The organism is Arenimonas sp. (genome assembly GCF_035721105.1).
Lineage (GTDB): Bacteria > Pseudomonadota > Gammaproteobacteria > Xanthomonadales > Xanthomonadaceae > Arenimonas.
In genome coordinates this window covers 1-24,698 of sequence record NZ_DASTNG010000026.1, presented here as the reverse complement: position 1 = coordinate 24,698, position 24,698 = coordinate 1, and the positions used below count along the sequence as shown (strand labels likewise).

The 24,698-nt window shown below is 71.5% G+C and carries 21 protein-coding genes; 11 read left to right on the top strand and 10 right to left on the bottom strand.

Going from position 1 to position 24,698, the window contains the following annotated elements; translation table 11 throughout:
- The 5 genes from VFQ84_RS03565 to VFQ84_RS03545 form a co-directional block, all read right to left on the bottom strand.
- On the bottom strand, window positions 1–768 hold a 768-nt coding region (locus tag VFQ84_RS03565), incomplete at its 3' end, for a pirin family protein (protein ID WP_325129314.1).
- A gap of 154 nt (window positions 769–922) precedes the next feature.
- Complete coding sequence (locus VFQ84_RS03560) at window positions 923–1,435, bottom strand: histidine phosphatase family protein (protein WP_325129312.1); 513 nt, start codon at window positions 1,433–1,435, stop codon at window positions 923–925.
- Window positions 1,432–1,707: a hypothetical protein gene (locus tag VFQ84_RS03555; RefSeq protein WP_325129310.1), complete on the bottom strand. Its 276-nt coding sequence runs from the start codon at window positions 1,705–1,707 to the stop codon at window positions 1,432–1,434. The genes VFQ84_RS03560 and VFQ84_RS03555 overlap by 4 nt, the downstream gene beginning before the upstream one ends.
- A gap of 59 nt (window positions 1,708–1,766) precedes the next feature.
- Window positions 1,767–5,219 (bottom strand): transcription-repair coupling factor, encoded by a 3,453-nt coding sequence (gene mfd / locus VFQ84_RS03550; protein WP_325129308.1) that lies wholly within the window; start codon window positions 5,217–5,219, stop codon window positions 1,767–1,769.
- A gap of 40 nt (window positions 5,220–5,259) precedes the next feature.
- Window positions 5,260–5,841, bottom strand: a complete 582-nt coding sequence (locus VFQ84_RS03545; protein WP_325129306.1) for a GNAT family N-acetyltransferase — start codon at window positions 5,839–5,841, stop codon at window positions 5,260–5,262.
- Between the two features lie 151 nt (window positions 5,842–5,992).
- Between VFQ84_RS03545 and VFQ84_RS03540 the strand changes: the two genes are divergently transcribed.
- The 6 genes from VFQ84_RS03540 (at window position 5,993) to VFQ84_RS03515 (ending at window position 14,202) form a co-directional block, all read left to right on the top strand.
- Window positions 5,993–8,581, top strand: coding sequence for a diguanylate cyclase domain-containing protein (locus tag VFQ84_RS03540; protein ID WP_325129305.1), 2,589 nt, complete (start codon window positions 5,993–5,995; stop codon window positions 8,579–8,581).
- A gap of 81 nt (window positions 8,582–8,662) precedes the next feature.
- Window positions 8,663–9,373 carry a DUF481 domain-containing protein gene (locus VFQ84_RS03535; RefSeq protein ID WP_325129303.1) on the top strand — a complete coding sequence of 237 codons (711 nt, stop codon included), beginning with the start codon at window positions 8,663–8,665 and terminating at the stop codon, window positions 9,371–9,373.
- A gap of 89 nt (window positions 9,374–9,462) precedes the next feature.
- Complete coding sequence (locus tag VFQ84_RS03530; RefSeq protein ID WP_325129301.1) at window positions 9,463–11,718, top strand: FdhF/YdeP family oxidoreductase; 2,256 nt, start codon at window positions 9,463–9,465, stop codon at window positions 11,716–11,718.
- Window positions 11,715–12,500, top strand: coding sequence for a formate dehydrogenase accessory sulfurtransferase FdhD (gene fdhD / locus VFQ84_RS03525; protein ID WP_325129299.1), 786 nt, complete (start codon window positions 11,715–11,717; stop codon window positions 12,498–12,500). The genes VFQ84_RS03530 and fdhD overlap by 4 nt, the downstream gene beginning before the upstream one ends.
- Window positions 12,501–12,555: 55 nt before the next feature.
- Window positions 12,556–13,833 (top strand): hypothetical protein, encoded by a 1,278-nt coding sequence (locus tag VFQ84_RS03520; protein ID WP_325129298.1) that lies wholly within the window; start codon window positions 12,556–12,558, stop codon window positions 13,831–13,833.
- Window positions 13,834–13,965: 132 nt separating this feature from the next.
- Window positions 13,966–14,202, top strand: coding sequence for a hypothetical protein (locus VFQ84_RS03515; RefSeq protein ID WP_325129295.1), 237 nt, complete (start codon window positions 13,966–13,968; stop codon window positions 14,200–14,202).
- A gap of 82 nt (window positions 14,203–14,284) precedes the next feature.
- Here VFQ84_RS03515 and VFQ84_RS03510 read toward each other — a convergent pair whose 3' ends face one another.
- The 3 genes from VFQ84_RS03510 to VFQ84_RS03500 all read right to left on the bottom strand — a co-directional run bounded on the left by VFQ84_RS03510 (window position 14,285) and on the right by VFQ84_RS03500 (window position 17,833).
- On the bottom strand, window positions 14,285–15,874 hold the full coding sequence (locus tag VFQ84_RS03510; RefSeq protein ID WP_325129293.1) for a serine hydrolase: 1,590 nt from the start codon (window positions 15,872–15,874) through the stop codon (window positions 14,285–14,287).
- A gap of 94 nt (window positions 15,875–15,968) precedes the next feature.
- Window positions 15,969–16,676 carry a pirin family protein gene (locus VFQ84_RS03505; RefSeq protein WP_325129291.1) on the bottom strand — a complete coding sequence of 236 codons (708 nt, stop codon included), beginning with the start codon at window positions 16,674–16,676 and terminating at the stop codon, window positions 15,969–15,971.
- Window positions 16,677–16,933: 257 nt separating this feature from the next.
- A complete protein-coding gene (locus VFQ84_RS03500) occupies window positions 16,934–17,833 on the bottom strand; it encodes a dienelactone hydrolase family protein (protein WP_325129289.1) in 900 nt (299 codons plus the stop codon).
- A gap of 227 nt (window positions 17,834–18,060) precedes the next feature.
- Between VFQ84_RS03500 and VFQ84_RS03495 the strand changes: the two genes are divergently transcribed.
- The 4 genes from VFQ84_RS03495 to VFQ84_RS03480 are packed head-to-tail and all read left to right on the top strand — an operon-like array spanning window position 18,061 to window position 21,901.
- Window positions 18,061–18,741: a YIP1 family protein gene (locus VFQ84_RS03495; protein WP_325129286.1), complete on the top strand. Its 681-nt coding sequence runs from the start codon at window positions 18,061–18,063 to the stop codon at window positions 18,739–18,741.
- A 24-nt stretch (window positions 18,742–18,765) separates the two neighbouring features.
- Complete coding sequence (locus VFQ84_RS03490; protein WP_325129284.1) at window positions 18,766–19,995, top strand: efflux RND transporter periplasmic adaptor subunit; 1,230 nt, start codon at window positions 18,766–18,768, stop codon at window positions 19,993–19,995.
- Window positions 19,992–20,684: an ABC transporter ATP-binding protein gene (locus tag VFQ84_RS03485; protein WP_325129282.1), complete on the top strand. Its 693-nt coding sequence runs from the start codon at window positions 19,992–19,994 to the stop codon at window positions 20,682–20,684. The genes VFQ84_RS03490 and VFQ84_RS03485 overlap by 4 nt, the downstream gene beginning before the upstream one ends.
- The gene (locus VFQ84_RS03480) at window positions 20,684–21,901 is read left to right on the top strand and encodes an ABC transporter permease (protein WP_325129280.1); all 1,218 of its coding nucleotides are present in this window, start codon (window positions 20,684–20,686) and stop codon (window positions 21,899–21,901) included. The genes VFQ84_RS03485 and VFQ84_RS03480 overlap by 1 nt, the downstream gene beginning before the upstream one ends.
- Before the next feature lie 103 nt (window positions 21,902–22,004).
- Here VFQ84_RS03480 and VFQ84_RS03475 read toward each other — a convergent pair whose 3' ends face one another.
- Together VFQ84_RS03475 and VFQ84_RS03470 are read right to left on the bottom strand one after the other, a co-directional pair.
- Window positions 22,005–23,015, bottom strand: coding sequence for a zinc-dependent alcohol dehydrogenase family protein (locus VFQ84_RS03475; protein ID WP_325129278.1), 1,011 nt, complete (start codon window positions 23,013–23,015; stop codon window positions 22,005–22,007).
- Between the two features lie 3 nt (window positions 23,016–23,018).
- Entirely contained in the window at window positions 23,019–23,888 is an 870-nt protein-coding gene (locus VFQ84_RS03470; RefSeq protein WP_325129275.1) for a 23S rRNA (adenine(2030)-N(6))-methyltransferase RlmJ, read from the bottom strand.
- A gap of 112 nt (window positions 23,889–24,000) precedes the next feature.
- Here VFQ84_RS03470 and VFQ84_RS03465 point away from each other — a divergent pair, with 112 nt between their 5' ends.
- Complete coding sequence (locus VFQ84_RS03465) at window positions 24,001–24,594, top strand: GNAT family N-acetyltransferase (RefSeq protein WP_325129273.1); 594 nt, start codon at window positions 24,001–24,003, stop codon at window positions 24,592–24,594.
- Window positions 24,595–24,698: the final 104 nt, after the last annotated feature.

The following is a 24,698-nucleotide window of genomic DNA, read 5'->3' as shown; positions in this document are numbered from 1 at the left end:
CGAGCTGGAGACGAAGTTCCACCAGACGTGGCGGTGGCCATCCAGCGGTGCGCCGCCGAGCAGCATCACCCGGGACGGCTCGCTGGCGCGCAGCACCGGCTCGGTACCGGAGGCGAGCACGGCGAGGTGCTCCAAGGGCAGCGGTGCGTCGTCCAGGGTCAATGCGCCCGACACCGGATACAGCGCGCGTTCGGCGTGCTCGGCCGGGAGCGCCAGCGTGGCGCCGGGCGCGAGGTCGATCGAGACGTACAGCGTGTCCATCAGCACCGCCACCGGCGCGCGCGCGCCGAAGGCGTGGCCGGCGACGATGGTCAGCGTCACGCCGGGGCGTTCGAGCACCGGCAGCGTCGCCTTCGGGTGGTGTGCGAACGACGGCGCGTCCTCCTCGTGCGCCATCGGCAGGGCCACCCAGGTCTGCAGGCCGTGCATGCGCTGCGGCTTGCCGCGCAGGCGCTCGGGCGTGCGCTCGGAATGCACGATGCCGCGGCCGGCGGTCATCCAGTTCACGTCGCCCGGATTGATTTCCTGCAGCGAGCCCAGGCTGTCGCGATGCAGGATCGCGCCTTCCCACAGGTAGGTGACGGTGGCCAGTCCGATGTGCGGGTGCGGGCGCACGTCCAGGCCCTGGTCGGGGCCGAGGTCGGCGGGGCCGATGTGGTCGAAGAAGACGAACGGGCCGACCGTGCGCGCCTTGGCGTGGGGCAGCAGCCGCTTGACGGTGAAGCCACCGCCCAGGTCGTGGACGCGCGGCGGGATCGAAAGGGTCATGGCGGACTCCGGGGAGGACTGGGCCCAGCATGCAGCGATCACCGGGCGCCTGCCACCCGTGCCGGGGCAACGGGATGTTGCAGCCAATGCGTCGCGCGTCCTGTCCCCGCGCCCGTGGCGCGGGCGCGCGCGGCCTGCCGTCGCGCGCGTGGCCTCAGTAGCGCGAGACCACGGTGTCGGCACCGCCGTCGGCGCGCAGGCGCACCGTCGTGAAGCGGTCGTATTCGGTTTCCGGCATCGCCTGCTCCGGCCTGCCGTCGAGGGCGGCGACGATGCCCGGCACCGTGTTGCTGTGGCCCACCACCAGGACCACGCTGCCGTCGGGCAGCGCGCGCAGGTCGCGCGCCAGGTCGGCGGCATAGGTGGCCGCATTGCCGCCGTCCACCGGCCGCACCGTCACGGCGATGCCGGCCGCCGCCGCCGCCGGCGCGGCCGTTTGCCGGGTGCGCTTGAACTGGGTCGCGTAGGCAGCATCCAGGCGGCTGCCGGCCAGGGCGCTCGCCAGCGCGCGGGCGCGGGCTTCGCCGGCGGGGTCCAGGTCCGGGTCGCGGGGATCGTTCGTGGCCTTCTCGGCGTGGCGCACCACCACCACCAGCACGTCGGCTTCGGCGAGGGCGGGCAGCAGCGCCATGGCGGCGAGGGCGAGCGCCAGCAGCGCCCGGCTCACAGCTGGTCCAGGGCGCCCATGGCGCCGACGAACAGCACGAGCCCGATGAAGTAAACGATCGGCGACACCACCAGGCTGCACACGAGCTGGCCGACGCCGTGCGCGGTCTCGCCCTTGGCGATCACCACGATCGACAGCACCAGCGCCACCAGGTTGCCCACCCAGCCGAGGATGCCGAGGCCGGGGAAGGGAACCAGGAACAGCAGCCAGGTGATGCCCAGCGTGATCCAGCCCGCCGCGATCGGCGCGTCGTTGCGAATGCGTTCGTCCATGCCGCCTGTCCCCCGGGGTGAGCGGCCATTCTGGCCCCGCGGCGGGGCCGCGCCAAGCCTCAGCCCTTGGCCAGCACGGCCAGCAGGCCCCGGGCGGTCCGCAGCCGCGAGGCGGCATCGGGCAGCTCCAGGCGGATGCGGATCTTCTCCGGCCCCTCCATCGCGTACACGCGCGGCTGCGACTGGATCATCCGGATCACCGACATCGGGTCGATCGTGGGCTGCGGCAGGAAGGACAGCCGGCCGCCCGTGGGCCCGAGCTCGAGCTTGCGGATGCCCAGCGGCGTGGCCTCGAGCTTGAGCCCGGCCACCGCGAACAGCTGCTTGGCGGGGTCGGGCAGCACGCCGAAGCGGTCCACCATCTCCACCTGCAGCTCCTTGAGCTGGTCCTCGTCGCGGGCGCCGGCGATGCGCTTGTACAGCGTCAGGCGCGCATGCACGTCGGGCAGGTAGTCCTCGGGGATCAGGGCCGGGATGTGCAGCTCGACGTCGGCGCCGTGGCGGGTAGCCGGGTCGAAGTCGGGGATCTTGCCGGACTTGATCGACTTCACCGCGCGCTCGAGCAGCTCGGTGTAGAGCGAGAAACCGATCTCGGCCATCTGGCCGCTCTGGTCCTCGCCCAGCAGTTCGCCGGCGCCGCGGATCTCCAGGTCGTGGGTGGCCAGGGTGAAGCCGGCGCCCAGTTCGTCCAGCGAGGCCAGCGCGTCAAGGCGCTTGCCGGCGTCGCCGGTCATGGCCTTCTTGTCGGGCACCACCAGGTAGGCGTAGGCGCGGTGGTGCGAGCGGCCGACGCGGCCGCGCAGCTGGTGCAGCTGGGCCAGCCCGAAGCGGTCGGCGCGGTGGATGATGATGGTGTTGGCGCTCGGGATGTCGATGCCCGATTCGATGATGGTGGTGCATACCAGCACGTTGAAGCGCTGGCGGTGGAAGTCGAGCATGGCCTGCTCGAGTTCGCGCTCGGGCATCTGGCCGTGGGCGACGCGGATGCGCGCCTCGGGCACCAGCTCGGCCAGCTCGCGGGCCTGCTTCTCGATGCTGTCGACTTCGTTGTGCAGGAAATACACCTGGCCGCCGCGCGCCAGCTCGCGCTGGAAGGCTTCGCGCAGCAGCGCCGGGTCCCAGGGCGTGACCACGGTCTGCACCGCCAGCCGGTGCGCCGGCGGGGTGGCGATGATGCTCAGCTCGCGCAGGCCGCTCATGGCCATGTTCAGCGTGCGCGGGATCGGCGTGGCGGTGAGCGTGAGCAGGTGCACCTCGGCGCGCAGCGCCTTCAGGGCCTCCTTCTGGCGCACGCCGAAGCGCTGCTCCTCGTCCACGATCACCAGGCCCAGGTCGTGGAACTTCACGTCCGGCTGCAGCAGGCGATGGGTGCCGACGATCACGTCGATCTTGCCCTCGGCCAGCTGCGCCAGCGCCGCCTTCACTTCCTTGGCCGACTTGAAGCGGCTGAGCACCTCGACCTTCAGCGGCCAGTCGGCATAGCGGTCGCGGAAGTTGCGGTAGTGCTGTTCGGCCAGCAGCGTGGTCGGCACCAGCACCGCCACCTGCTTGCCGGCGGTGGCCGCGACGAACGCGGCGCGCACCGCGACCTCGGTCTTGCCGAAGCCGACGTCGCCGCAGACCACGCGGTCCATCGGCGTGGGCTGGCCGAGGTCGGCGATCACGGCGTTGATGGCGGCGAGCTGGTCGGGGGTTTCCTCGAACGGGAAGGTGGCCGCGAACGGCTCGTACATCGCGCGATCCACGCCCAGCGCCAGGCCCTGGCGCGCGTGCCGGCGGGCCTGGATCTCGAGCAGCTCGGCGGCGACGTCGCGGACCTTCTCGGCGGCCTTGCGCTTGGCCTTCTCCCACTGCTCGCCGCCCAGCGAATGCAGCGGCGCCAGCTCGGGCGAGGCGCCGGAATAGCGGCTGACCAGCTGGAGCTGCGCCACCGGCACGTAGAGCTTGTCGCCCTTGGCGTATTCGATCTGCAGGAACTCGCCGGTGATGCCGCCGCTGTCGAGCGTCACCAGGCCCTGGTAGCGGCCGACGCCGTGGTCCTCGTGCACGATCGGCGAGCCCATCGTGATCTGGCTTAGGTCGCGCAGCACCGTGTCGGGGTCGCGGGTGGCGCGCTTGCGGCGGCGGCTCTGTTCGGCGCGTTCCGGGAAGAGCTGGCGCTCGGTCAGCACCGCCAGCGGCGGGTCGACCAGGGCGAAGCCGTCCTCGAGCCCGGCCACCGTGATCGCGAACCGGTCGGTGCCGGCCAGGAACGCCTCCCAGCCCGCCACCACGGTCGGCCGCAGGTCGGCCGAGGCCAGCAGTTCGATCAGGGCCTCGCGGCGGCCGGCGGAGTCCGCCGCCAGCAGCGTGCGGCCCGGATAGGCGCGCAGGAAGCCGTGCAGTGCGCTGCCGGGGTCGCCGCCTTTCTGGCTCCAGGCCAGCGCCGGCGCCGGCTGTTCGGCCATCGCGATGGCCTTGTCGCGCTGCGCGTGGCCTTCGGCGCAGACCTCGATGCGTGCGACCGCGTTGAGCCGCGCGCGCAGCTCCTCGGGCGGCAGGAACAGTTCGGCCGGCGGCAGGATCGGCCGCTCGATGTCGTGGCGGCGCTGCTCCCAGCGGTCGCTGGTCTGTGTCCAGAACGCCACCGCCGCCTCCGGCGCGCCTTCGCCCAGCACCACCAGCGCGTCGCGGCCCAAGTGGTCGAACAGGCTGGCGGTCTGCGCGAAGAACAGCGGCAGGTAGTACTCGATGCCCGCCGGCGCGCCGCCTTCCTTCAGGTCCTGGTAAAGCGGGCAGCGGCGCGGGTCGAAGTCGAAGCGCTCGCGCAGCGCCTCGCGCACGCGCCGGGTGCTGGCCTCGTCGAGCGGGAACTCGCGGGCCGGCAGCAGGCGCACGCTCTCGACCGCGTGGTCGGAGCGCTGGGTGTCGGGGTCGAAGGTGCGCAGCGAGTCGATCTCGTCGTCGAACAGCTCGATGCGGTAGGGCAGGTCGGCGCCCATCGGGTAGAGGTCGAGCAGGGCGCCGCGCACGGCGAAGTCGCCCGGGTCGAGCACCTGCGGCACGTTCCGGTAGCCGGCGGCTTCCAGGCGGCGCTTCTCGGCATCGAGGTCGAGCTTCTGGCCGCGCGTGAGGTCGAGGGTGTTGCCGGCGATCCAGCTCGGCGGCGGCAGTCGCTGCATCAGCGAGGCCACCGGCACCACCAGCACGCCCTTGCGTGCGGTCGGCAGCCGGTACAGCGCCGCCACGCGCTGCGACACGATGTCCGGGTGCGGACTGAACAGGTCGTAGGGCAGGGTTTCCCAGTCGGCGAAGTGCAGCACCGGCAGGTCGCCGGCCAGCACCTTCAGGTCGTGCTCCAGCGACTGCGCGGCGTGGCTGTCGCGGGTGACGGCCAGCACCAGGCCGTCGTGCGTGCGCGCGGCCTCGGCCAGGCCCAGGGCCATGGCGCTGGCGCTGGCCGGCGCGCGCCAGAGTGCGCGCTGCTGGCCCGCCTTGGGACGCGGCGCGGAGGGAAGGAGGGGACGATTCATGGGGCCGCGGAGTTTACCGCAGCCGGCGGTCGCGGGCGGGTCAACGCCGGCGGCGGGCCTTGGGCGCGAGGTCCAGCGTCACCCGCACCAGGCCGGGGTCGTCGGGGCTGGCGTGGCGTTCGAAGCCCAGCGACTGGGCCAGCGCGATCATGGTGGTGTTCTCGTCCAGCACGTCGCCCCAGATCCGGTGGACGCCGTGCGCGCGCGCCCACTCCAGCAGTCGCAGCATCAGCGCCTGGCCCAGGCCCTGGCCCGACACGAAATGCGATACCAGGATCGCGAATTCGGCGCTGTCGCTGCCGGGGTCCCGGGTCAGGCGGGCCACGGCGCCGACCAGCGCTTCGCCCGGCGGCAGCGGCTCGGCCGCGCACACGGCGAAGCCCTCGCCCGGCGGCGGCGCCACCAGCTGCTGCAGGTAGTCCTCGCTGAGCGCCTTCACGGGGTGCAGGTAGCGACGTCGCACTTCCTCTTCGCCCAGCAGCTCGAAACCGCCGGCGATCGGGCCGGCGTCGGCGGGCTGCACCGGCCGCAGCCAAAGCTCGCGGCCATCGGCCAGGCGCAGCACCTCGGTGCGCTCGGCCTGCAGCGAGGGGCGGGAGGGCTTGCGGGGGCGCGGCGACATGGCGGAAGGGTGGCAGGGCCCGGCTGGGGAGGTGCTCTAAACGCGCGGCCCGGTTCAGGCCGCAGATAGAAACTACCCGAAGCCGCGCCGCGGCGCGCCGGCGCCAGGGGCCGGTTGTTGTCGGGCAAGCGGCCGTCGTACGCTGCTCCCAATGGCGACCGGCCCCTCCAGCGGCAACCGAACCCGGACCGGCTGGCGGGTGCTCGCGGCCGTGGTCGCCGGGCTGGGCCTTGGCCTGGCCTTCGCGGCTCCGCCGCCGGCGCCGTCCCCACCGGCGACCCCGGTTCCCGATCGCAGCGACACGCTCGACCGGCACCCGCTCGAAACCCGCGCCCTGGTCGAGCCCGAGGCCGCCCTGGCCGAGATCGGGCCGGCGCTCATCAGCGCCCGCCTGGCCAGCGATGCCCGCGAAGTGGCGCGGCTGGAGCTGGCGCGCGCCAACGCCTGCCGCGTGGTGGCGGACTGGGACTGCCAGCGTGAGGCCGGCATCGAGGCCCGCCGCGCCGCCCAGGAGGCCAAGGCCCCGCACCTGGCGGTGCGCGGCCTGATCGCCGAAAGCCGCGCCCGCATCGCCATGCAGGACTACACCCGCGGCGAACGCCTGCTGGCCGAGGCCGAGCTGGTGCTCAAGCAGTCGCCCCAGCCCGAGCTGCTGGCCGACATCCTGCTGGCGTATTCCTCGCTCAGCTACACGCTGGGCAAGCACGCCGTGGCGGCCGAGTACGCGCGCCGCGGCCTGCAGGTGCTGGGCGAGGGCGAGGGCCTGGCGATGCAGGCGCGGCTGTTGCGCAACCTGGCCCGGGCGCAGGCGCAGCTGGGTGAAGTGGAGCCGGCGCGGCAGTCGCTGGTGAAAGCCACCCGCGTCTCGCAGCGGCTCGAGGACCCCAAGCTCGAGGCCGAGCTGTACCTGGAAGGGGCCCGCATCGCCCGGATCGGCGGCGACGTCGCCACCCAGCGCCGGAACGGAACGCGGGTGCTGGCCATGGCCGAGCAGCTGCGCAATTCGCAGCTGCGCGGCCTGGGCCACGAGGTGCTGGGCCTGGCGGCCGCCGACGCCGGCGACGGCGAGGCCGCGCGGCGCGAGCTGGGCGCGGCGCAGCGCTCGTTCGCGATGCTGGAGCTGCAGACCGACGAGCTGCGCGTGCTGCGCGAGCTGGTGCGGGTGCTGCTGCGCTACGACCCGGGCGGGGTCGACCTGGCGCCGATGTTCCAGCGCTTCCTGGCGCTGGACAATGCGATCACCCAGTCCGAGCGGGCCAAGGCCTACGAGGATTTCGACGCGCGCCTGAAGTACGCCGAGCGCGAGAACGAGGTGCTGAGGCTCGAGGCCGAGTCGGCGCTGGCCCGCGAGCGCAGCGAGGCGTTGGCCCAGTCCAATCGCCTGGGCAACCTGCTGATGGCGATCGGCACGGTGGCGCTGGTCGCGCTGGCGGCGCTGTTCTGGGTCCAGCGGCGCGGCCACCGCCAGCTGGCCGAAGCGATGGCGCGGCTGGGCGAGCGCGAACTCGAGTACCGCACCCTGGCCGACAACGCCAGCGACCTGGTGCTGCGCATCGGCAGCGATGGCCGGCGGCGGTACGTATCGCCGTCCGTCCGCGACATCCTGGGCATCGAACCCGCGGAGCTCGGCGAGCCGCGGCCGGACCTGGTGCATCCCGACGACCGTGCGGCCCTGGCCCAGCTGCTCGAACGGGTCCAGCGCGAGGGCGGCACCGAAACCCTGCGCTACCGGGCGCGCCACGCCGCCGGCCACTACGTCTGGCTCGAAGCGGTGGTCAGCCGCGTGCGCGCGGGCGACGACAGCCAGGAAGTGGTGTTCGCCGGCCGCGACGTCAGCAACCGCGTTCGCGCCGAGCAGGCGCTGGAGTCGGCCCAGACCCGGCTGCGCGCGGTCACCGACAACATCCCGGCGATGATCGCCCACATCGACCGGCAGGAGCGCTACACCTTCGCCAACGCGGTCGGCGAGCGCCTGTTCGGCGGCGTCGAGGGCGGACTGGTCGGCAGGACCGTGCGCGAGGTCCGCGGCGAGGCCATCTACAGCGAGATCCGCGGGCACATCGCGCGGGCGCTGGCCGGCGAGCGGGTGACCTATTCCGGCGAGCTGGACCTGCGTGGCCGCCATGTCCACTACCAGACCACCTACGTGCCCGACCTGCAGCCCGACGGCAGCCAGACCGGCTTCTTCTCCTTCACCTACGACATCACCCAGCTCAAGCAGGCCGAACAGGCGCTCGAAACGCTGGCGCGCAAGGACAGCCTGACCGGGCTGGCCAATCGCCGCTACTTCGACGAACGGCTGGTGGCGGCCCTGTCGCGCAGCGCGCGGCAGCAGGCGCCGCTGGCCCTGCTGACCATGGACATCGACCACTTCAAGGGCATCAACGACAGCCTCGGCCACGCCGCCGGCGACGAGGTGCTGCGCGAGTTCGGGCGCCGGCTGGCCGCCTGCGTGCGCGCCAGCGACCTGGTGGCGCGGGTGGGCGGCGATGAGTTCGCGGTGCTGGTCGAGGGCGTGGGCTCGCTGGAAAGCGCCACCGGCTTTGCCGCCAAGCTGCTCGAGCGGATGCGCGACCCGATCGACGTGGACGGCGGTTCGCGGCTGGTCGGCACCAGCATCGGCATTGCCTTCAGCCGCGGGCAGTCGGACGGCAAGGCGCTGATGCTGGCGGCCGACCAGGCGCTGTACGACGCCAAGGCCGCCGGTCGCGGCGCCTGGCGGGTGCGCGAGATCGACTGAGCCGCGGCCCTGGCTTGGCATGCGGTTCATGCTCGGCGCGTTCTAATGGCAGGCCTTGTCCCCACCGAGGCCCTCCCGCCCATGACCCGTTTCCTCCTGCCGCTGGCCCTGCTGGCCCTGGCCGCGCCCGCTTCCGCCGACTGGACGCCCACCGCCGAACTCGGCCTGGTCAACACCACCGGCAACTCCGACACCACCAGCGCCAACGGCAAGTTCGCGCTCGAGGGCGAGGACGATCTCTGGACCCACGAATACTTCCTGGCCGCGCTGCGCGCCGAGTCCGACGGGGAAACCAGCGCCAACCGCCTCGAGCTGGGCGCCAAGGCCGCGCGCCGGTTCGGTGAACGCCAGTACCTGGGCTTCGCCGCGCGCCACGAGCGCGACGACTTCTCGGCCTACGACCAGCAGTCGACCCTGGCGCTGAACTACGGCGCCTGGCTGTTCAAGGACGACGACCGCAGCTTCCAGCTCGAAGGCGGTCCCGGCGTGCGCCATGCCCGGCTGGCCGACGGCGGCGGCAGCGAGACCGACGCCCTGCTGCGCGGCTATGCCGACTACCAGCACCGGCTCACCCCGTCGACGCGCTTCTTCAACACCCTGCTGGTGGAAGCCACCCAGGACAACACCTTCGCGCAGAACGACATCGGCATCGCCGTCAGCATCAACCAGTCGCTGGCGCTCAAGGCGGCGTTCCAGGCCCGCCACAACACCGAGGCCCCGGCCGGACTGGCGCGCACCGATACGCTGACCTCGATCAACATCGTCTGGTCGCCGTCCGCCGACGCGCCCTGAGTCGCACCGGGCGTGGCCGCCGGCGCCGTGCCGGCGGCCGCGACACGCATTCACTTGCCGCATGCGCGGCGCGGGACTAGCCTCGCGCCATGACGCGCAAGATCACGCACTACACCGGCGCCGCGGGCGGCTGGGACGCCCTGGCCAGCTCGTTCCGCCACGTGCGCGAACAGGGCATCGTCGGTCGCGGCGTCCGCACGCTGCTGCGCGCGAACCAGCCCGACGGCTTCGACTGCCCCGGCTGCGCCTGGCCCGACCGCAACCCGAGCGCCTCCTTCGAGTTTTGCGAGAACGGCGCCAAGGCCGTCGCCGCCGAGGCGACCCGGCGCCGCACGACCCGCGACTTCTTCGCCGCCCACACCGTCGCCGAACTCTCGCGCTGGGACGACCACCTGCTCGAGGCCGAAGGCCGGCTGGTCGAGCCGATGGCCTACGATCCGGCCGACGACCGCTACCACCCGATCGGCTGGGACGAAGCCTTCGCCCGCATCGCGGTCGCGCTCAAGACCCTGGATCATCCCGACCAGGCGCTGTTCTACACCTCCGGGCGCACCAGCAACGAGGCGGCGTTCCTCTACCAGCTGTTCGTGCGCGAGTTCGGCACCAACAACCTGCCGGACTGTTCCAACCTGTGCCACGAGGCCTCGGGCCTGGCGATGACCGAGCAGATCGGCGTCGGCAAGGGCACGGTCACGCTGGCCGATTTCGAGAAGGCCGAGGCCATCTTCGTCTTCGGCCAGAACCCCGGCACCAACCACCCGCGCATGCTGGGCGAGCTGCGCCACGCCGCGCGCCGCGGCTGCCGCATCGTCGTGTTCAATCCGCTGCGCGAGCGCGGGCTGGAGCGCTTCGCCGACCCCAAGCATCCGGTCGAGCTGGCCGGCGGCTCCACGCCGATCGCCAGCCACTACTACGCGCTGCGCATCGGCGGCGACTTGGCGGCGGTGAAGGGCATGCTCAAGCGCCTGGTCGAACGCGACGCGCTCGACCACGATTTCATCGCAAGCCACACCCAGGGCTTCGAGGCCCTGCGTGCGGACCTGCTGGCCGAGGACTGGGCGGTGATCGAAGCCGAGTCGGGCCTGTCGCGCGCACAGATCGAGGAGGCGGCCGATGTCTACGCGGCGTCGGGCGCCAGCATCGTCTGCTGGGCCATGGGCATCACCCAGCACCGGCACGCGGTGGCGACCATCCAGATGCTGGTGAACCTGCTGCTGGCCGGCGGCAACTTCGGCAAGCCCGGCGCCGGCGCCTGCCCGGTTCGCGGGCATTCCAACGTGCAGGGCGACCGCACGATGGGCATCGACGAGAAGCCCACCGAGGCCTTCCTGGACCGCCTGGGCGAGGCCTTTGGCTTCGCGCCGCCGCGCCGGCACGGCCACGACGTGGTCGGTGCGATCGGCGCGATGGCGCGCGGCGAGTGCCGGGTGCTGTTCGCGATGGGCGGCAACTTCGCCGCCGCCACCCCCGACACCGCGCTCACCGCGGCGGCGCTGCGCCAGTGCGAAATGACCGTGCATGTGTCGACCAAGCTCAACCGCTCGCACCTGGTGCACGGTCGGCAGGCGCTGATCCTGCCCTGCCTGGGGCGCACCGAGCTCGATGCCCAGGCGACTGGCCCGCAGGCGGTGACGGTCGAGGATTCGATGAGCATGGTGCACCTCTCGCGCGGCACCAATCCGCCGGCGTCGGACCATCTGTTGAGCGAGCCGGCGATCGTCGCCCGCCTGGCCGAACTGGCGCTGCCGGCGTCGCGTACGCCCTGGCGCTGGCTGGTCGAGGACTACGACCGCATCCGCGACCGCATCGCCGGGGTGATCGACGGTTTCGAGGATTTCAACGTGCGCGTGCGCCAGCCGGGCGGCTTCCGCCTGCCCAATGCCGCGGCCCGCTGCCAGTGGCAGGTGCCCGGCGGCAAGGCGCGGCTGCTGGTGCATCCGGTGCCGCGCACGCCCGCCCCGGATGCCGGGCTGATGACGCTGATGACCATCCGCAGCCACGACCAGTACAACACCACGGTCTATGGCCTCGAGGATCGCTACCGAGGCGTGTCCGGCGAGCGCCGGGTCTGCTTCATCAGCGCCACCGACCTGGCGCGGCTGGGGCTGGCCGCCGGCCAGTGGGTCGACCTGGTGTCGGTCTGGCACGACGGCGAGCGCGAAGCGCGGCGCTTCCTGCTGGTGGAATACGACATCCCGGCCGGTTGCCTGGCGGCGTACTACCCCGAGACGAACGGACTGGTGCCGCTGGACCACCACGCGGAGCGCGCGCGCACGCCGGCCTCGAAGTCGATCCCGGTGCGGCTGCGGCCGACCCGCGACCTCGGCGCGGCGCTGTCGTCGTGAGCCGCGCGCACGTCGACGTCCGGACGCTGCGCACCGACGCCGGCGTCGGCTGCGAGGCGATCGAGTCGCTGGCCGAGGAGACGCCGGTGGCGCTGCTCTACAACGGCCATCCGCACGCGGTGATGATGGCGACGCCGTCGGACCTGGAGGATTTCGCGATCGGTTTCAGCCTCAGCGAGGGCATCGTCGACGTGCCCGCCGACGTGCGCGTGGTCGACATCGTGCACGGCGCGGACGGCATCTCGCTGCAGATGCACGTCCCGCAGCGCGCGTTCGACGCCCTGCCTGGCCGCGACCGCAGCCTGGTCGGGCGCACGGGCTGCGGGCTGTGCGGCAGCGAAACGCTGGCGCAGGCGATCCGACCCGTGCCTCGGGTCGAGGGCCTGCCGGTCGCCGGCGACCGGCTGCGCGACCTGTTCCTGGCGCTGCAGGCGCGCCAGCCCCTGAATGCGCTCACCGGCGCCGTGCACGCCGCCGGCGTGGTGGACGCCTACGGCCAGCTGCACGTGCGCGAGGACGTCGGCCGCCACAACGCCATCGACAAGGCGATCGGTGCGGTGCTGCGCCGCGGTGCGCGGCCGCGCGAGTTGCTGGTGACTTCGCGCGCCAGCTACGAGGTGGTGCACAAGGCGGCGACGGTCGGCATCGGCCTGGTCGCGGCGATTTCCGCGCCCACGGCGCTGGCAGTCCGACTTGCACAGCTAGCGGGACTCACCCTTGTCGGCTTCGCGCGCGACGAGCGCCACACGCTTTACGCCGGACCCGGGCAAGATTTTCTTTGACCGCGGCGGCGCCGACGCACTAGCCTCGAAGCCATTCTTCGAAGCCACGGCGCCCATGTCCACGAAATCCGCTCCGATCCAGCCTGTCTCCGAACGCCTGCCGTCGATCCTCGTCTATCCCGCGCATGCGGCGATGCTGTGGATGATCGCGGCGCTGTGCGCGCTGCGCCTGCTCAGCCACCTGCCGAGCCTGCTGGGGCTGGCGTTCGAGCTGGCGTTCTGGGTCATGGGCTTCAAGCTGGCCGTCGAAGCGCTGGTGAACACGGTCAACGGTCGCTTCGAGCCGATGGGCGCCGAGGACATGATGGCCACCGATGGCGAGGCGGTGAACCAGATCCTGCTGATGCTGGTGGTCCTGCTGCCGATCCTGGCGATCGCGCTGTGGGGCAAGCCGATGCTCGCGCTCGGGCTGCTGGGGCTGGCGGTGCTGCTGCTGCCGGCGGCGGTGATGGTGCTGGCGGTGGACCACAGCCTGGGGCACGCCCTCAATCCGCTGGCCTGGTTCCCGCTGATCGCCCGCCTGGGCGGCGTCTACTTCGGTGCGGTGGGCCTGCTGGCGATCATGGCGGTGGTGTCGCTGGGCGTGCAGCTGCTGGCCTACTCGCTGCTGCCCGACAGCATGGGCATGCTGCCGGCCAGCTTCGCCAACCTCTACCTGCTGGTCGCCGGTTACCACCTGCTGGGCTACGTGATCCACGCCAACCACGCGGCGCTGGGGCTCGACGTGTCGCCGGCGGTGCCGCGCGCCCGCTTCGCCAACCCGATGGAAGACGATGCGGTGGCCGAGGCCGAGGCGCTGGCGGAATCCGGCGACCTGGCCGGCGCCGCGCGCCGCCTGCAGGACATGTTCCGCGGCCGCGGCGCCTCCGAGCCCCTGCACGAGCGCTACCGGCAGTACCTGCGGCAGGCCGACGCCCGCGATGCGCTGGTGGCGCACGACCGCGAATACATCAGCCGCCTGCTGGCGACCGACCAGGACAAGCGCGCGCTGGCGGTGCTGGCCGAGCTGCAGGCGCTCGATCCGGGCTATCGCCATGCCTTGCCGGATGAGGTCGCCAGGCTGGTGGCCCAGGCGGCCCGCAGTGGCCAGGCGCAGCTGGCGGTGGCGCTGGCCGAGGGCTTCGAAACCCGGTTCCCGGACCACCCGCAGGCACCGCAGGTGGTGATCACCGCCGCCACCCTGATGGCCGACCGCCTGGGCCGGGAGGTCGAGGCCGAGCAGCGCCTGCGCCTGATGAGCTACAAGGTCCGCGGCCACGCCCTGGAAACGCCGCTTCGGGACCTGCTGGAGCGGGTGAGCCGCCTGAGCGCGATCACCCGCGGCGTCACCTGAGGCCGGGACGGCCGTCCAAGCCACGGATCGGAAAGGGGTTTTGAAAAAAGTCAGGCCCCCCTGACTTCCGGCCCATGGCGGCCATGCGTTGGTGTTGTAGATTACCAGCACACCAACTCACAGGCCGCTGCCATGAAGACCCTGAACGACTTCTACCGCCTCTTCCCGAACGCCCCGGTGCTGGCCGACCAGCCCGTCCAGGCCGCCGCGACGCCGGCCCTGGAAGCCGTCGCCACGCCGTCCCCGGTCCGTATCGCCAGCCGCTACCGCCAGCGCGACTTCGGCACCGGCTACGGCCGCAGCAGCGGCTACGGCCGCGACGACAGCTACGCGCTCGCCCGCACCGACGGTCTGGTCCGCGTCTGCTGAGCCTCCCCGGAGGGAATGTCGCCAAGGAAGGCGGCATTCCCTTTTTTCGGCAACTTGTCCCGGGCCTCGGGGATGATGCCGGTCAGCGCTGCGGCACCAGCCGCAGGTGGTGGAAGTCGAAGCTGAAATCGGTCAACGACGACACCGCTTCCATCCGCAGCTCGCGCACGCTGCCGTCCGGCGTCAGGTCGAAGCTGGCGAAGGCATCGGCGTTCAGCGCCCGGTCCTTCCAGCGCACGATGAAGGTGTCGTGCTGCCAGTGCTCCAGCTCGCCGACCAGCTGCGCGGTGCGCGCAAACCGCATCACCAGCCGCTTCTTCTCCAGCGAAACCACCACGTCGCCGTACCACGGGTCGCGATAGGTCGCGGCGTAGCGCGACAGCGGCAGCGACGGCCGGCTGTCGCGGTCGCGGGCGCGCTGGTGGCCATCCCACTTCTCGTCGGCGGCGCCGCGCGACTTGGCCGCGGCCTCGGCATAGGCCGCCACCCAGTCGGTGTCCGGTGCTTGCAGGTAGTGGTCCAGCACTTCCATGGTGACCGTGTTGAAGCCGGCGCCGACTTCCTGGTTGGTCAGCACCACGACGCCGAGGTCCAGGCCGGGCACCAGCGTGATGCGCGACACCATGCCGGGCCAGCCGCCGGTGTGCGAAACCAGCTTCTGGCCGCGGTACTCGCTGATCGACCAGCCCTCGCCGTAGCCGGCGAACTGCGGCAGCGCCGGCGCGAGCGCCGGGACCGCCGGCTCCGCGGGCACCCGGATCGGCGTCACCACTTCCCACATGGCGCGGTGGCGCTCGGCGCTGAACAGCCGGCGCTGGCTGCCGTCGGCGGCGGTGTCGATGACGCCGCCGGCCAGCTGCAGGCGCATCCAGCGGGTCAGGTCGTTGACGCTCGAATAGATGCCGCCCGCGGCCTGGTTGTTGCTCCAGGTCATCGGCGGCACCGGGCGCAGGTCGGTGAAGTCGAACTTGGCGTGGCCGGTGGCGACGTCGGCGCCGGCGGGGAGGTGGTCGGCATTCACCACCGTGTCGGCCATGCCCAGGGGCTGGAAGATACGCGCCGCCAGGAAATCGCCGTAGGACTGCCCGGAGACCTCCTCGATCACCAGCTGGGCGACGGCATAGAGCACGTTGTCGTAGGCGTAGTCGGCGCGGAAGCTGGTGGCCAGCGGCACGTAGCGCAGGCGGCGGACGATCTCGCGGGTGTCGTAGGTGGTGGTCGGCCAGAACAGCAGGTCGCCCGCGCCCAGCGCCAGGCCGCTGCGGTGCGTGAGCAGGTCGCGCAGGCGCATCTCCCGGGTGACGTAGGGGTCCGACATCTGGAACCAGGGCAGGTGGTCGATCACCCGGTCGTCGAGCGAGAGCTTGCCTTCGTCGGCCAGGATCGACAGCGCCGCCGAGGTGTAGGCCTTGGTCAGCGAGGCGATGGCGAAACGCGTGTCGGCGGTTACTGGCGCCGGCTTTCCGGCTTCGCGCAGGCCGAAGCCTTCGGCCAGCACGACCTCGCCGTCCTTGACGATGGCCACGGCGATGCCGGGGATGTCGAAGCGCTCGCGCGTGGCCTCGGCCACGGTGGCGACGTCGGGCGCGGCGTCCGGCGCGGTGGCGGCAAACGCCGCGGGCGGCAGGGCCAACAGCAGCGGCAGGCAGAAGCGAAGGGCGGGTCGGGACACGGCGGGCTCCGAGGGGATCGTGGCCCGATTATGCCCGCGCCGGTCGGCGGGTCGCCCGTGGCCCGCCGACCAAGTGTCCCGCCCGGCGGCAGGCTCAGTCGAGCGGCGGCAGGTCGAAGACCAGCACCTCGGCGTCCTGGCCGGCACGCAGGCGCACCTCGGGCTCGTCGCGCAGCTTCAGGGCATCGCCGGCGCGCAGCGCGTGGCCGTTGACCTCGAGTGCGCCGCGGACCAGGTGCACGTAGCCCAGCCGGCCGGGTGCCAGCGCCAGCGTCGCGGCCTCGTCGCCGTCGAACAGGCCGGCATGCAGGCGGGCGTCCTGGTGGATGGTCACCGAGCCTTCGGCGCCATCGCCGCTGACCACCAGCCGCAGCCGCCCGCGCTTTTCGGCGGCGCTCCAGCTGCGCTGCTCGTAGGACGGGGTCACGCCGGTGAACTTCGGGATGATCCAGATCTGCAGGAAGTGCGTGGTGCCGGTGGCGTCGTAGTTGTACTCGGAATGGGTGATGCCGGTGCCGGCGCTCAGGCGCTGCACTTCGCCCGGCACGATGCTGGCGGCATTGCCCATCGAGTCCTTGTGGCCCAGCGCGCCCTCCAGGACATAGCTGATGATCTCCATGTCGCGATGGCTGTGGGTGCCGAAGCCCTGCCCGGCGGCGACGCGGTCCTCGTTGATCACGCGCAGCGGGCCCCAGTGCACGTGCGCCGGGTCGCGGTAGTCGGCGAAGGAAAAGCTGTGCCAGGAGTCGAGCCAGCCGTGGTTGGCGTGGCCGCGTTCGTTGGCGCGGCGCAGGGCGATCATCGCGCACCGCCTTCGGCGCTCTGCACCAGCAGGCCGAACAGCACGAACAGCAGCGACAGGCCGAGGCGGCCGGGCAGGGTGGCAAGGTGGGTCATGGCAGGCTCCCGTGGCGGGCACTCCGGGTCGTCGGACCTTCGACGGTGGGCGGGGTGCCTGGCGTGGGACAAAGGATGCGGCGCGCGGAAAAGGACATCAATCCGCTAAATGGACAAGCTATCGTTCTATTTCAGCAACAACTGTCGCCGCAGGCCGGCGCTTCAGTCCTTCAAGGTCCGCCCGAACAGCGCCAGCGAGGCCTCCCAGGCCTGTTTCGCCGCCTCGGGGGCGTAGCGGGGCGTGGTGTCGTTGTGGAAGCCGTGCAGGGTGTCGGCCGGCTGCAGCAGGGCGTAGGGCTTGCCCGCGGCCTTGAGCGCGGCCTCATAGGCCGGCCAGCCGGCGTTGACCCGCTCGTCGTCGGAGGCCAGCACCACCAGCAGTTCGGCCCGGATCGCCGGCACGTCGGCCAGCGGCGCCGCACTGCCGTAGAAAGGCACGGCAGCCCGGAGATCGGGCAGGCGGGTGGCCAGGAAATTGGCGATGGCGCCGCCGTAGCAGAAGCCGATCGCGCCCATGCGGCCATTGCCGCCCTCGACGCTGGCGAGGAAGGCCGCGGCCGCCAGCATGTCCTCGCGGGTCTTGGCCTGGTCGAGCTGCTGGAACAGGGCGCGGGCCGCGTCCTCGTCGCCGGGGTAGCCGCCCAGCGGGAACAGCGCGTCGGGCGCGAAGGCCAGGTAGCCCTCGAGCGCCAGGCGCCGGGTGACGTCCTCGATATGCGGGTTCAGGCCGCGGTTCTCGTGGATCACGACCACCGTGGGCAGCGGGCCGTCGGCCTTGGCCGGGCGCACCAGGTAGCCCCGGCCCTGGCCGTAGCCCTTGGCGGACTCGAACGTGACGTACCGGGCGTCGATCCGGGGATCGTCGGTGGCGACCTGCCGGGCCTCCGCGAAGCGCGGGCTCAGCGAGGCCAGCAGGCCCACCGCCGCACTGGCGCTGAAGGCCAGGGCCGAGGCGCCCTGCAGGAAGCCGCGGCGGTCGATGAGTCCATGCACGTACTGGTCGAACAGCTGCATCACGCGCGGATCGTAGTCGCGGGCGGTCTGGCGCGGCGGTCGGGGCATGGTGGCGGTCCTGGGCGGGTGGCGATCCCGGATCATTCCAAGGCCGGCGTTAGGCGGCGTGAACGCGGGCCGGGCCGGGCCGTCACGTTTTGCCCGCCGCGCCCGTCTGGGTAAGCGTGGATGACTAGGACACTTGTCATGGGACGGCCGCCACCGTCTTCACCTACCATCCACCGTCGATTCGGGGAATCGCCGCGCCACTTCCAACCTTCCTGGGGAACGCCACCATGTCGCACCTGATCAATATCTTCGTCGAGCCGGCCAAGGTCTTCGCCGAGCTCAAGGAAAAGCCGAGCTTCCTGCTGCCGATCCTGGTCATCGCCGTGGTCGGCGGCCTGGCCGCGATGCTGTACTTCTTCAACGTCGATCCCGAGTGGTTCACCAACCACCAGCTGCAGGCCGCCGGCAGCGAAATGAGCGCCGCCGAACTGGAGCAGGCCAAGCAGTTCATGCCGGGCGCCCGCACCATGGCCTACATCACCGGTCCGTCGGCGGTGATCGTCACCTTCATCGTGTTCGCCCTGTACGCGCTCTATTACATGCTCGCGGGCAAGATCAGCGGCAACGCGACCTCGTTCAAGCATGGCCTGGCGCTCGGCGCCTGGTCGTCCATGCCGATGGTGCTGGGCAGCGTGCTGGCCATCGTGGGCGTGTACACCAGCTCGCCGCAGTCGACCCTGGAGTCGATGCAGATGCTCAACATCGACCCGCTGTTCGTGCAGCTCGAGACCGGCCACCCCTGGGCCACCCTGGCGCGCAGCTTCAGCCTGCTCAACTTCTGGGTCTGGTTCCTCGCCGCGCTGGGCTGGAAGACCTGGTACCGCACCGGCTGGGGCCAGGCCCTGTTCGTGGTGCTGCTGCCCAGCGTGGTGATCTACGGAGCCATGGCGCTCGTCGCCGCGTTCTGACCTGTCCTTTCGACGGAAATCGTGATGAAGCCCAACAATAAGTACATCGCCGCGGCGGTGATCGTCGCCGTGCTGGCCATCCCACTGCTGGTGAAGATGACCCGCGGGGAGTCGAGCAAGGAAGTCGAGGTCGCGGTGGTGGCCGAGCAGGAAATCCGCCCGACCATCCTTGCCTCGGGCGTGCTGGCCTACCGCAACGAGGTCGACCTGACCTCGGAGCTGGTGGCCAAGGTGCGCGAGATCCTGGTCGAGGAGGGCGACACGGTCGAGCAGGGCCAGCTGCTGCTGCGCCTGGACCCGGAGACCTACCGCAACGCGATCGACCGCGAGCAGGCCACCCGGCGCCAGGCCGTGATCAGCATCGAGCGCCAGCGCCTGGCGCTGTCGCTGGCCGAGAAGCGGCTGGCGCGCGGCGAGCAGCTGTTCGCGCAGAAAATGATCGGCCAGAGCGAGTTCGATGACCTGCGCAACGCCCGCGATCTCGCACGGGTCGAGCTGCAGAGCAGCGAGGAGGCCCTGCGCCGCGCCGATGCCATCCTGGGCGACGCGCGCGAGCAGCTGTCCAAGACCGACATCCGCGCGCCGATCTCGGGCGTCATCGTCGCCCTGCCGATCAAGGTCGGCGAGACCGCGATCGCGTCCACCAACGCCTTCGCCGGCGCCCAGCTGATGAAGATCGCCGATACCTCCGCGATCCAGGCCGACCTGAAGGTGGACGAGACCGACATCGCCAAGATCGCGCTGGGCCAGGAGGTCGAGGTCTTCGCGGCCGCCTTCCTCGACACCGCCATCCAGGGCAAGGTCGAGCAAGTGGCGCTGGCGCCGACGCTGGAGAACCAGGGGCGGTCCTACCTGGTCACCGCCCTGCTGTCGCCGCCGGAAGGGCTGGCGCTGCGCTCGGGCATGAGCGCGCGCGCCGACATCTTCCTGGGCGACGGCAGCACCAAGCTGGCGGTGCCGGTGGAAGCCGTGGGCACCGACGTGGCCGAGGACAAGAAGGTCACCCGCTACGTCTGGGTGGATCGCGACGGCCGCGCCGCCAAGGTCGAGGTCGAGGTCGGGCTGTCGGACGACAAGTGGGAAGAGATCACGTCCGGCCTGTCGGCCGGCGACCGCGTCATCACCGGCCCGGCCAAGCTGCTGCGCGGCCTGGTCGAGGGCGAGCGCGTCACCGAGGCCGAGGCCAAGGACAAGACCGACGCCGCGGCGGCGGAAAGCGAGGACGGCGAAGCAGACGAGGCGTCCGCGGAATGATCCGGCTCAGCGGCATCGTCAAGCGCTACACCATGGGCGAGGAGGAGCTGATGGCCTTGGCCGGCGTCGACCTGCACATCGGCCGCAACGAGTACGTCGCGCTGATCGGGCCCTCCGGCTCGGGCAAGTCCACGCTGATGAACCTGATCGGCTGCCTGGACACGCCCAGCGAGGGCAGCTACGTCCTCAACGGTCGCGACACCTCGACCATGAACGACAACGAGCTGGCCCAGGTGCGCAACCAGGAGATCGGCTTCGTGTTCCAGAGCTTCCACCTGCTGCCGCGGCTGACGGTGCTCGAGAACGTGATGCAGCCGCTGGTCTATCGCGGCATCCCGCGCGCCGAGCGCATGGTGCGGGCGAAGGCGGCGCTGGAGCAGGTCGGCCTGGGCAACCGCCTGGGCCATCGTCCTAACCAGCTGTCCGGCGGCCAGCGCCAGCGCGTGGCCGTGGCCCGCGCCCTGGTCGGCAAGCCCTCGATCCTGCTGGCCGACGAGCCCACGGGCAACCTGGATTCGCGCACGTCGGAGGAAATCATGGCGCTGTTCGACGAAGTCCATCGCAGCGGCCAGACCGTGGTGGTGGTGACGCACGAACCCGACATCGCGGCGCACTGCCGCCGCACCCTGCGCGTCAGCGACGGCAAGATCGTCGAGGACCGCATGAACCCGCCCCGCGAGGTGCACTGATGTACGCCTTCCTCGAGGCCTTCCGCGCCGCGCTGACCAGCCTGATGGCGCACCGCATGCGCAGCTTCCTGACCACGCTGGGCATCCTGATCGGCACGGCGTCGGTGATTGCCGTGGTGTCGCTGGTGCAGGGTTTCTCGAAGTCGGTTTCGGACCAGTTCGCCGACCTCGGCGGCAGCGCGCTGACCCTGCAGGCCTACACGCCGTTCGCCGACGCCTCGGTGGGCAAGGAGAACCGGCTGAGCTTCAACGACGTCGACACGCTGCGCTACCGCGTGCCGGGCGTGGCCCAGGTGGTGCCGACCATGCTGGTGCAGGCGGCGGTGGGCTACCGCGGCCGCACCGCCATTCCCCAGGTCATCGGCACCACCGCCGATTTCACCGTGGTGCGGGGCATCTACCCCGAGCGCGGCCGCTTCATCGTCGCCAGCGACGACCAGGGGCGGCGCCGGGTCGCGGTGGTGGGCTACAAGGTGATCGAGGACCTGGACCTGCCCGAGGATCCGATCGGCGAGTACATCGTGCTCGGCACCGAGTGGTTCAAGATCGTGGGCGTGATGGAGAAGCGCGGCGAACTGCTGGGCTTCAGCCAGGACAACCTGGTGCTGATCCCCTTCGACGTGGGCCGGGCGATGACCGGCAACACCATCGAGCCGCGCATGTCGGTGTCGTTCACCGCCGAAAGCTTGGAGGACGTCGAGGCGCTGCGCGAGCGGGCCAAGCGGGCGATCCGCATCTCGCACCGGCTCAAGCCCGAGGAAGAGGACGACTTCCGCATCCAGGCGGCCGATTCCTTCGTAAAGCAGTTCGAGCAGATCACCGGCCAGGTGACCGCGGTGCTGGCCGGCATCGTCAGCATCTCGCTGCTGGTCGGCGGCATCGGCATCATGAACATCATGCTGGTGTCGGTGACCGAGCGGACCCGCGAGATCGGCATCCTCAAGGCGCTGGGCGCCACCCGCCGCGACATCCTGGTCCAGTTCCTGCTGGAAGCGGGCCTGCTGGCGCTGCTGGGCGGCGTCATCGGTATCATCCTCGGCCTGGTCACCGGCATCGGCGTGGCCAGCCTGATCCCGGGTTTCCCGGACGCCTCGGTGCCCATGTGGGTGATCGTCGCGGCCGCCGGCTTCTCGGCCCTGGTCGGCGTGGTGTTCGGCATCATGCCGGCCTCGAAGGCCGCCAGCCTGGATCCGATCGAAGCCTTGCGCTACGAGTGACCGACCCCGGGGCGCGGCGGCTGCCGCGCTCCGATGTCGTGGCGACGGTCGCGCCGGGAAACCAGATCGCGGCGCGCGGTGGCCCCCGGCGCCGGAACCCGGCTCAGATCGCGGCGCGCGGCGGGCCGTTCGGCTCGACCACGATCTTGCCGTCGCGGGCGCCGCTGGCGGCGGCCTGCACGGCCTGCTTGATGTGGTCGAGGTCGTAGGTGGCCTGCACCCGCGCCTGCAGCTTGCCCTCGGCGATCAGCCCGGCGATGTGGCCGAAGACCTCGGCCCGCTTCTGCGGCGTGGCCTGCTTGAACCACTGCGACAGCCAGAAGCCGCGCAGGGTGATGTCGCGGAACACGAAGTAGCGCGGCGAGATCATGCAGCGCTCGCCGCTCATCGCGCCGTAGTTCACCAGGGTGCCGCCTTCGTCGAGGCAGCGGGCCAGGTTCTCGGTGCTGACGCCGCCGACGCAGTCGATCGCCAGCTTCACGTGGGCGCCGCCGGTGGCCTCGCGCACGCGCTTGGGCAGGTCCTCGGCGTCCACCACCACGTGCTCGGCGCCGCTGGCCTTCACCGCCTCGATGGCCGAGGCGCGGCGCACGACGTTGATGGTGTTCAGGCCGCGCAGCTTCGCCAGCTGGATCAGGTAGCCGCCGACCGCGGAGTTGGCCGCGTTCTGGATGACCCAGTCGCCCGGCTGCAGGTCGACGAACTCGGTGAGCATCAGCAGCGCGGTCGGCGGGTTCACCGTCAGCATCGACAGCTGCACCGGGTCGACGTCGTGGGGCAGCTGCACCAGGTGCTTCGCCGGGAGGTCCAGGTGCGTGGTCCAGGTGCCGCAGCCCACGGGCAGCAGCACCAGGCTGCCGACGGCGGGTTCGGCCACGCCTTCGCCGCATTCGATCACGCGGCCCACGCCTTCGTTGCCGCCGGTCGCCGGCAGCGGCGGCAGCAGGCCGTACTCGCCGGTGAGGGTGAGCACGTCGGAGGGATTGATGGGCGCCGCCAGCACGGCCACGCGCACCTGGTCGGCGGCGAGCGGCGGCAGCTCGAACTCGACCGCGCCGATCACGTCCTGCGGCACCGGGCCGCGTTCGCTGTATTGGGCTTTCTTCGCTTTCATGGTTCAGGCCTTGTCTTGCTTCAACCAGGTGAGGCGCCAGGAGGCGCCGGCTTCGCCCATCGCGTGGGCGAGGGGTTTGAGGGCGGGTTCGATCTCTTTCTCGATCTGCCAGGGCGGGTTGAGCAGCAGCATGCCGCTGCCGTTCATGCGCAGGGGCGAGTCGTCGGGGCGCACCAGCAGTTCGATCGCCAGCGCCGACTTCGCCGGCAGGGTGGCGACCTTGCGGAAGAAGGGATGCAGGCTGGGCCGCTGCTTGATCGGGTACCAGATGGCGAAGATGGCCTGCGGGAAACGCTGCAGGGCGTCGGCCACCGCGTTCGTGATCAGCGGGTATTCCTCGTCCTGGGCTTCGTAGGGCGGGTCGATCAGCACCAGGGCGCGACCAAGCTTGGTGGCGCCGTCGCGCGGCGGCAGCAGGGCCTTGAGCGCGGCGTAGCCGTCGCGGGCGTGCACGTGGCTGCGCGGGTCGGGCGCCAGCAGCGCCTTGAGCGCGGCGGCTTCCTCAGGCAGCAGCTCGCAGGCGGCGAAGCGGTCCTGTTCGCGCAGGGCCTGCGACACCAGCAGCGGCGAGCCCGGGTAGCTGTTGGGCGCCTCGGCCTGGGCGGCGGCGACCGCCGCCAGGTAGCGGGCGAGGGCGGGCGGCGGGCCGGGCAGGGTGGCCGCATGCGTCCACAGCCGGCGGATGCCGGCCTTGGCTTCGCCGGTACGGCTGGCCTGCAGGCCGCCCAGGTCGTAGCGGCCGCGGCCGGCATGGGTGTCGACCACGAAGAAGGGCGAGTCCTTGCGCTTGAGCGCGTCGAGCAGGGCGACCAGGACCAGGTGCTTGAGCACGTCCGCGTGGTTGCCGGCGTGGAATCCGTGGCGATAGTTCATGGCGGCAGTTTATAGGCATGCCGGGGTGGCGGGTGGCCGGGTTTGCCAGGCGGCCGCTGCCCCGACACCATGTGCGGATGATGCCTAGCGCCCCGGCCTGGACCTGCCCCTGATGTCCGTCCCGACCCTTCGCACCGTCCCGGGCCCCGGCATCGGGCCGTGGCTGGACGCCGTGGCGCGGCTGCGGATCGCGGTGTTCCGCGACTGGCCGTATCTGTATGCCGGCGACTTCGACTACGAGCAGGCTTACCTGCAGGCCTATGCGCGCTCGCCGGACAGCGTGTTCGTGCTCGCCTTCGATGGCGAGGCGGTGGTCGGCGCCGCCACCGGCCTGCCCCTGGCCGACGACACGCCCGAGTTCCGGCAGCCCTTCCTCGACGCCGGGCGCGATCCGGGCGAAGTCTTCTACTTCGGCGAGTCGGTGCTGCTGCCGGCCTACCGGGGGCGCGGCATCGGCCATCGGTTCTTCGACGAACGCGAGGCGCATGCGCGCGCGCTGGGGAGATTCACGGTGGCCGGGTTCTGCGCCGTCGACCGCCGCCACGACGACCCGCGCCGCCCGGAAGGGCACCGTGGCAACGAGGCTTTCTGGGCCGGGCGCGGCTACGTCCGCCAGCCCGGCCTGACCGTGCACCTGGCCTGGCAGGAAATCGGCGAAACCGCCGCCACGACCAAGCCCCTCACGTTCTGGCTCCGCGACCTCTGACCCCCGCACCCCCCGCCCAAACCTCCCCCTGTAGGAGCGCCTTCAGGCGCGAATCTTTTCGCCGAAAAGCTTCGCGCCTGACGGCGCTCCTACAGGGGGAGCAG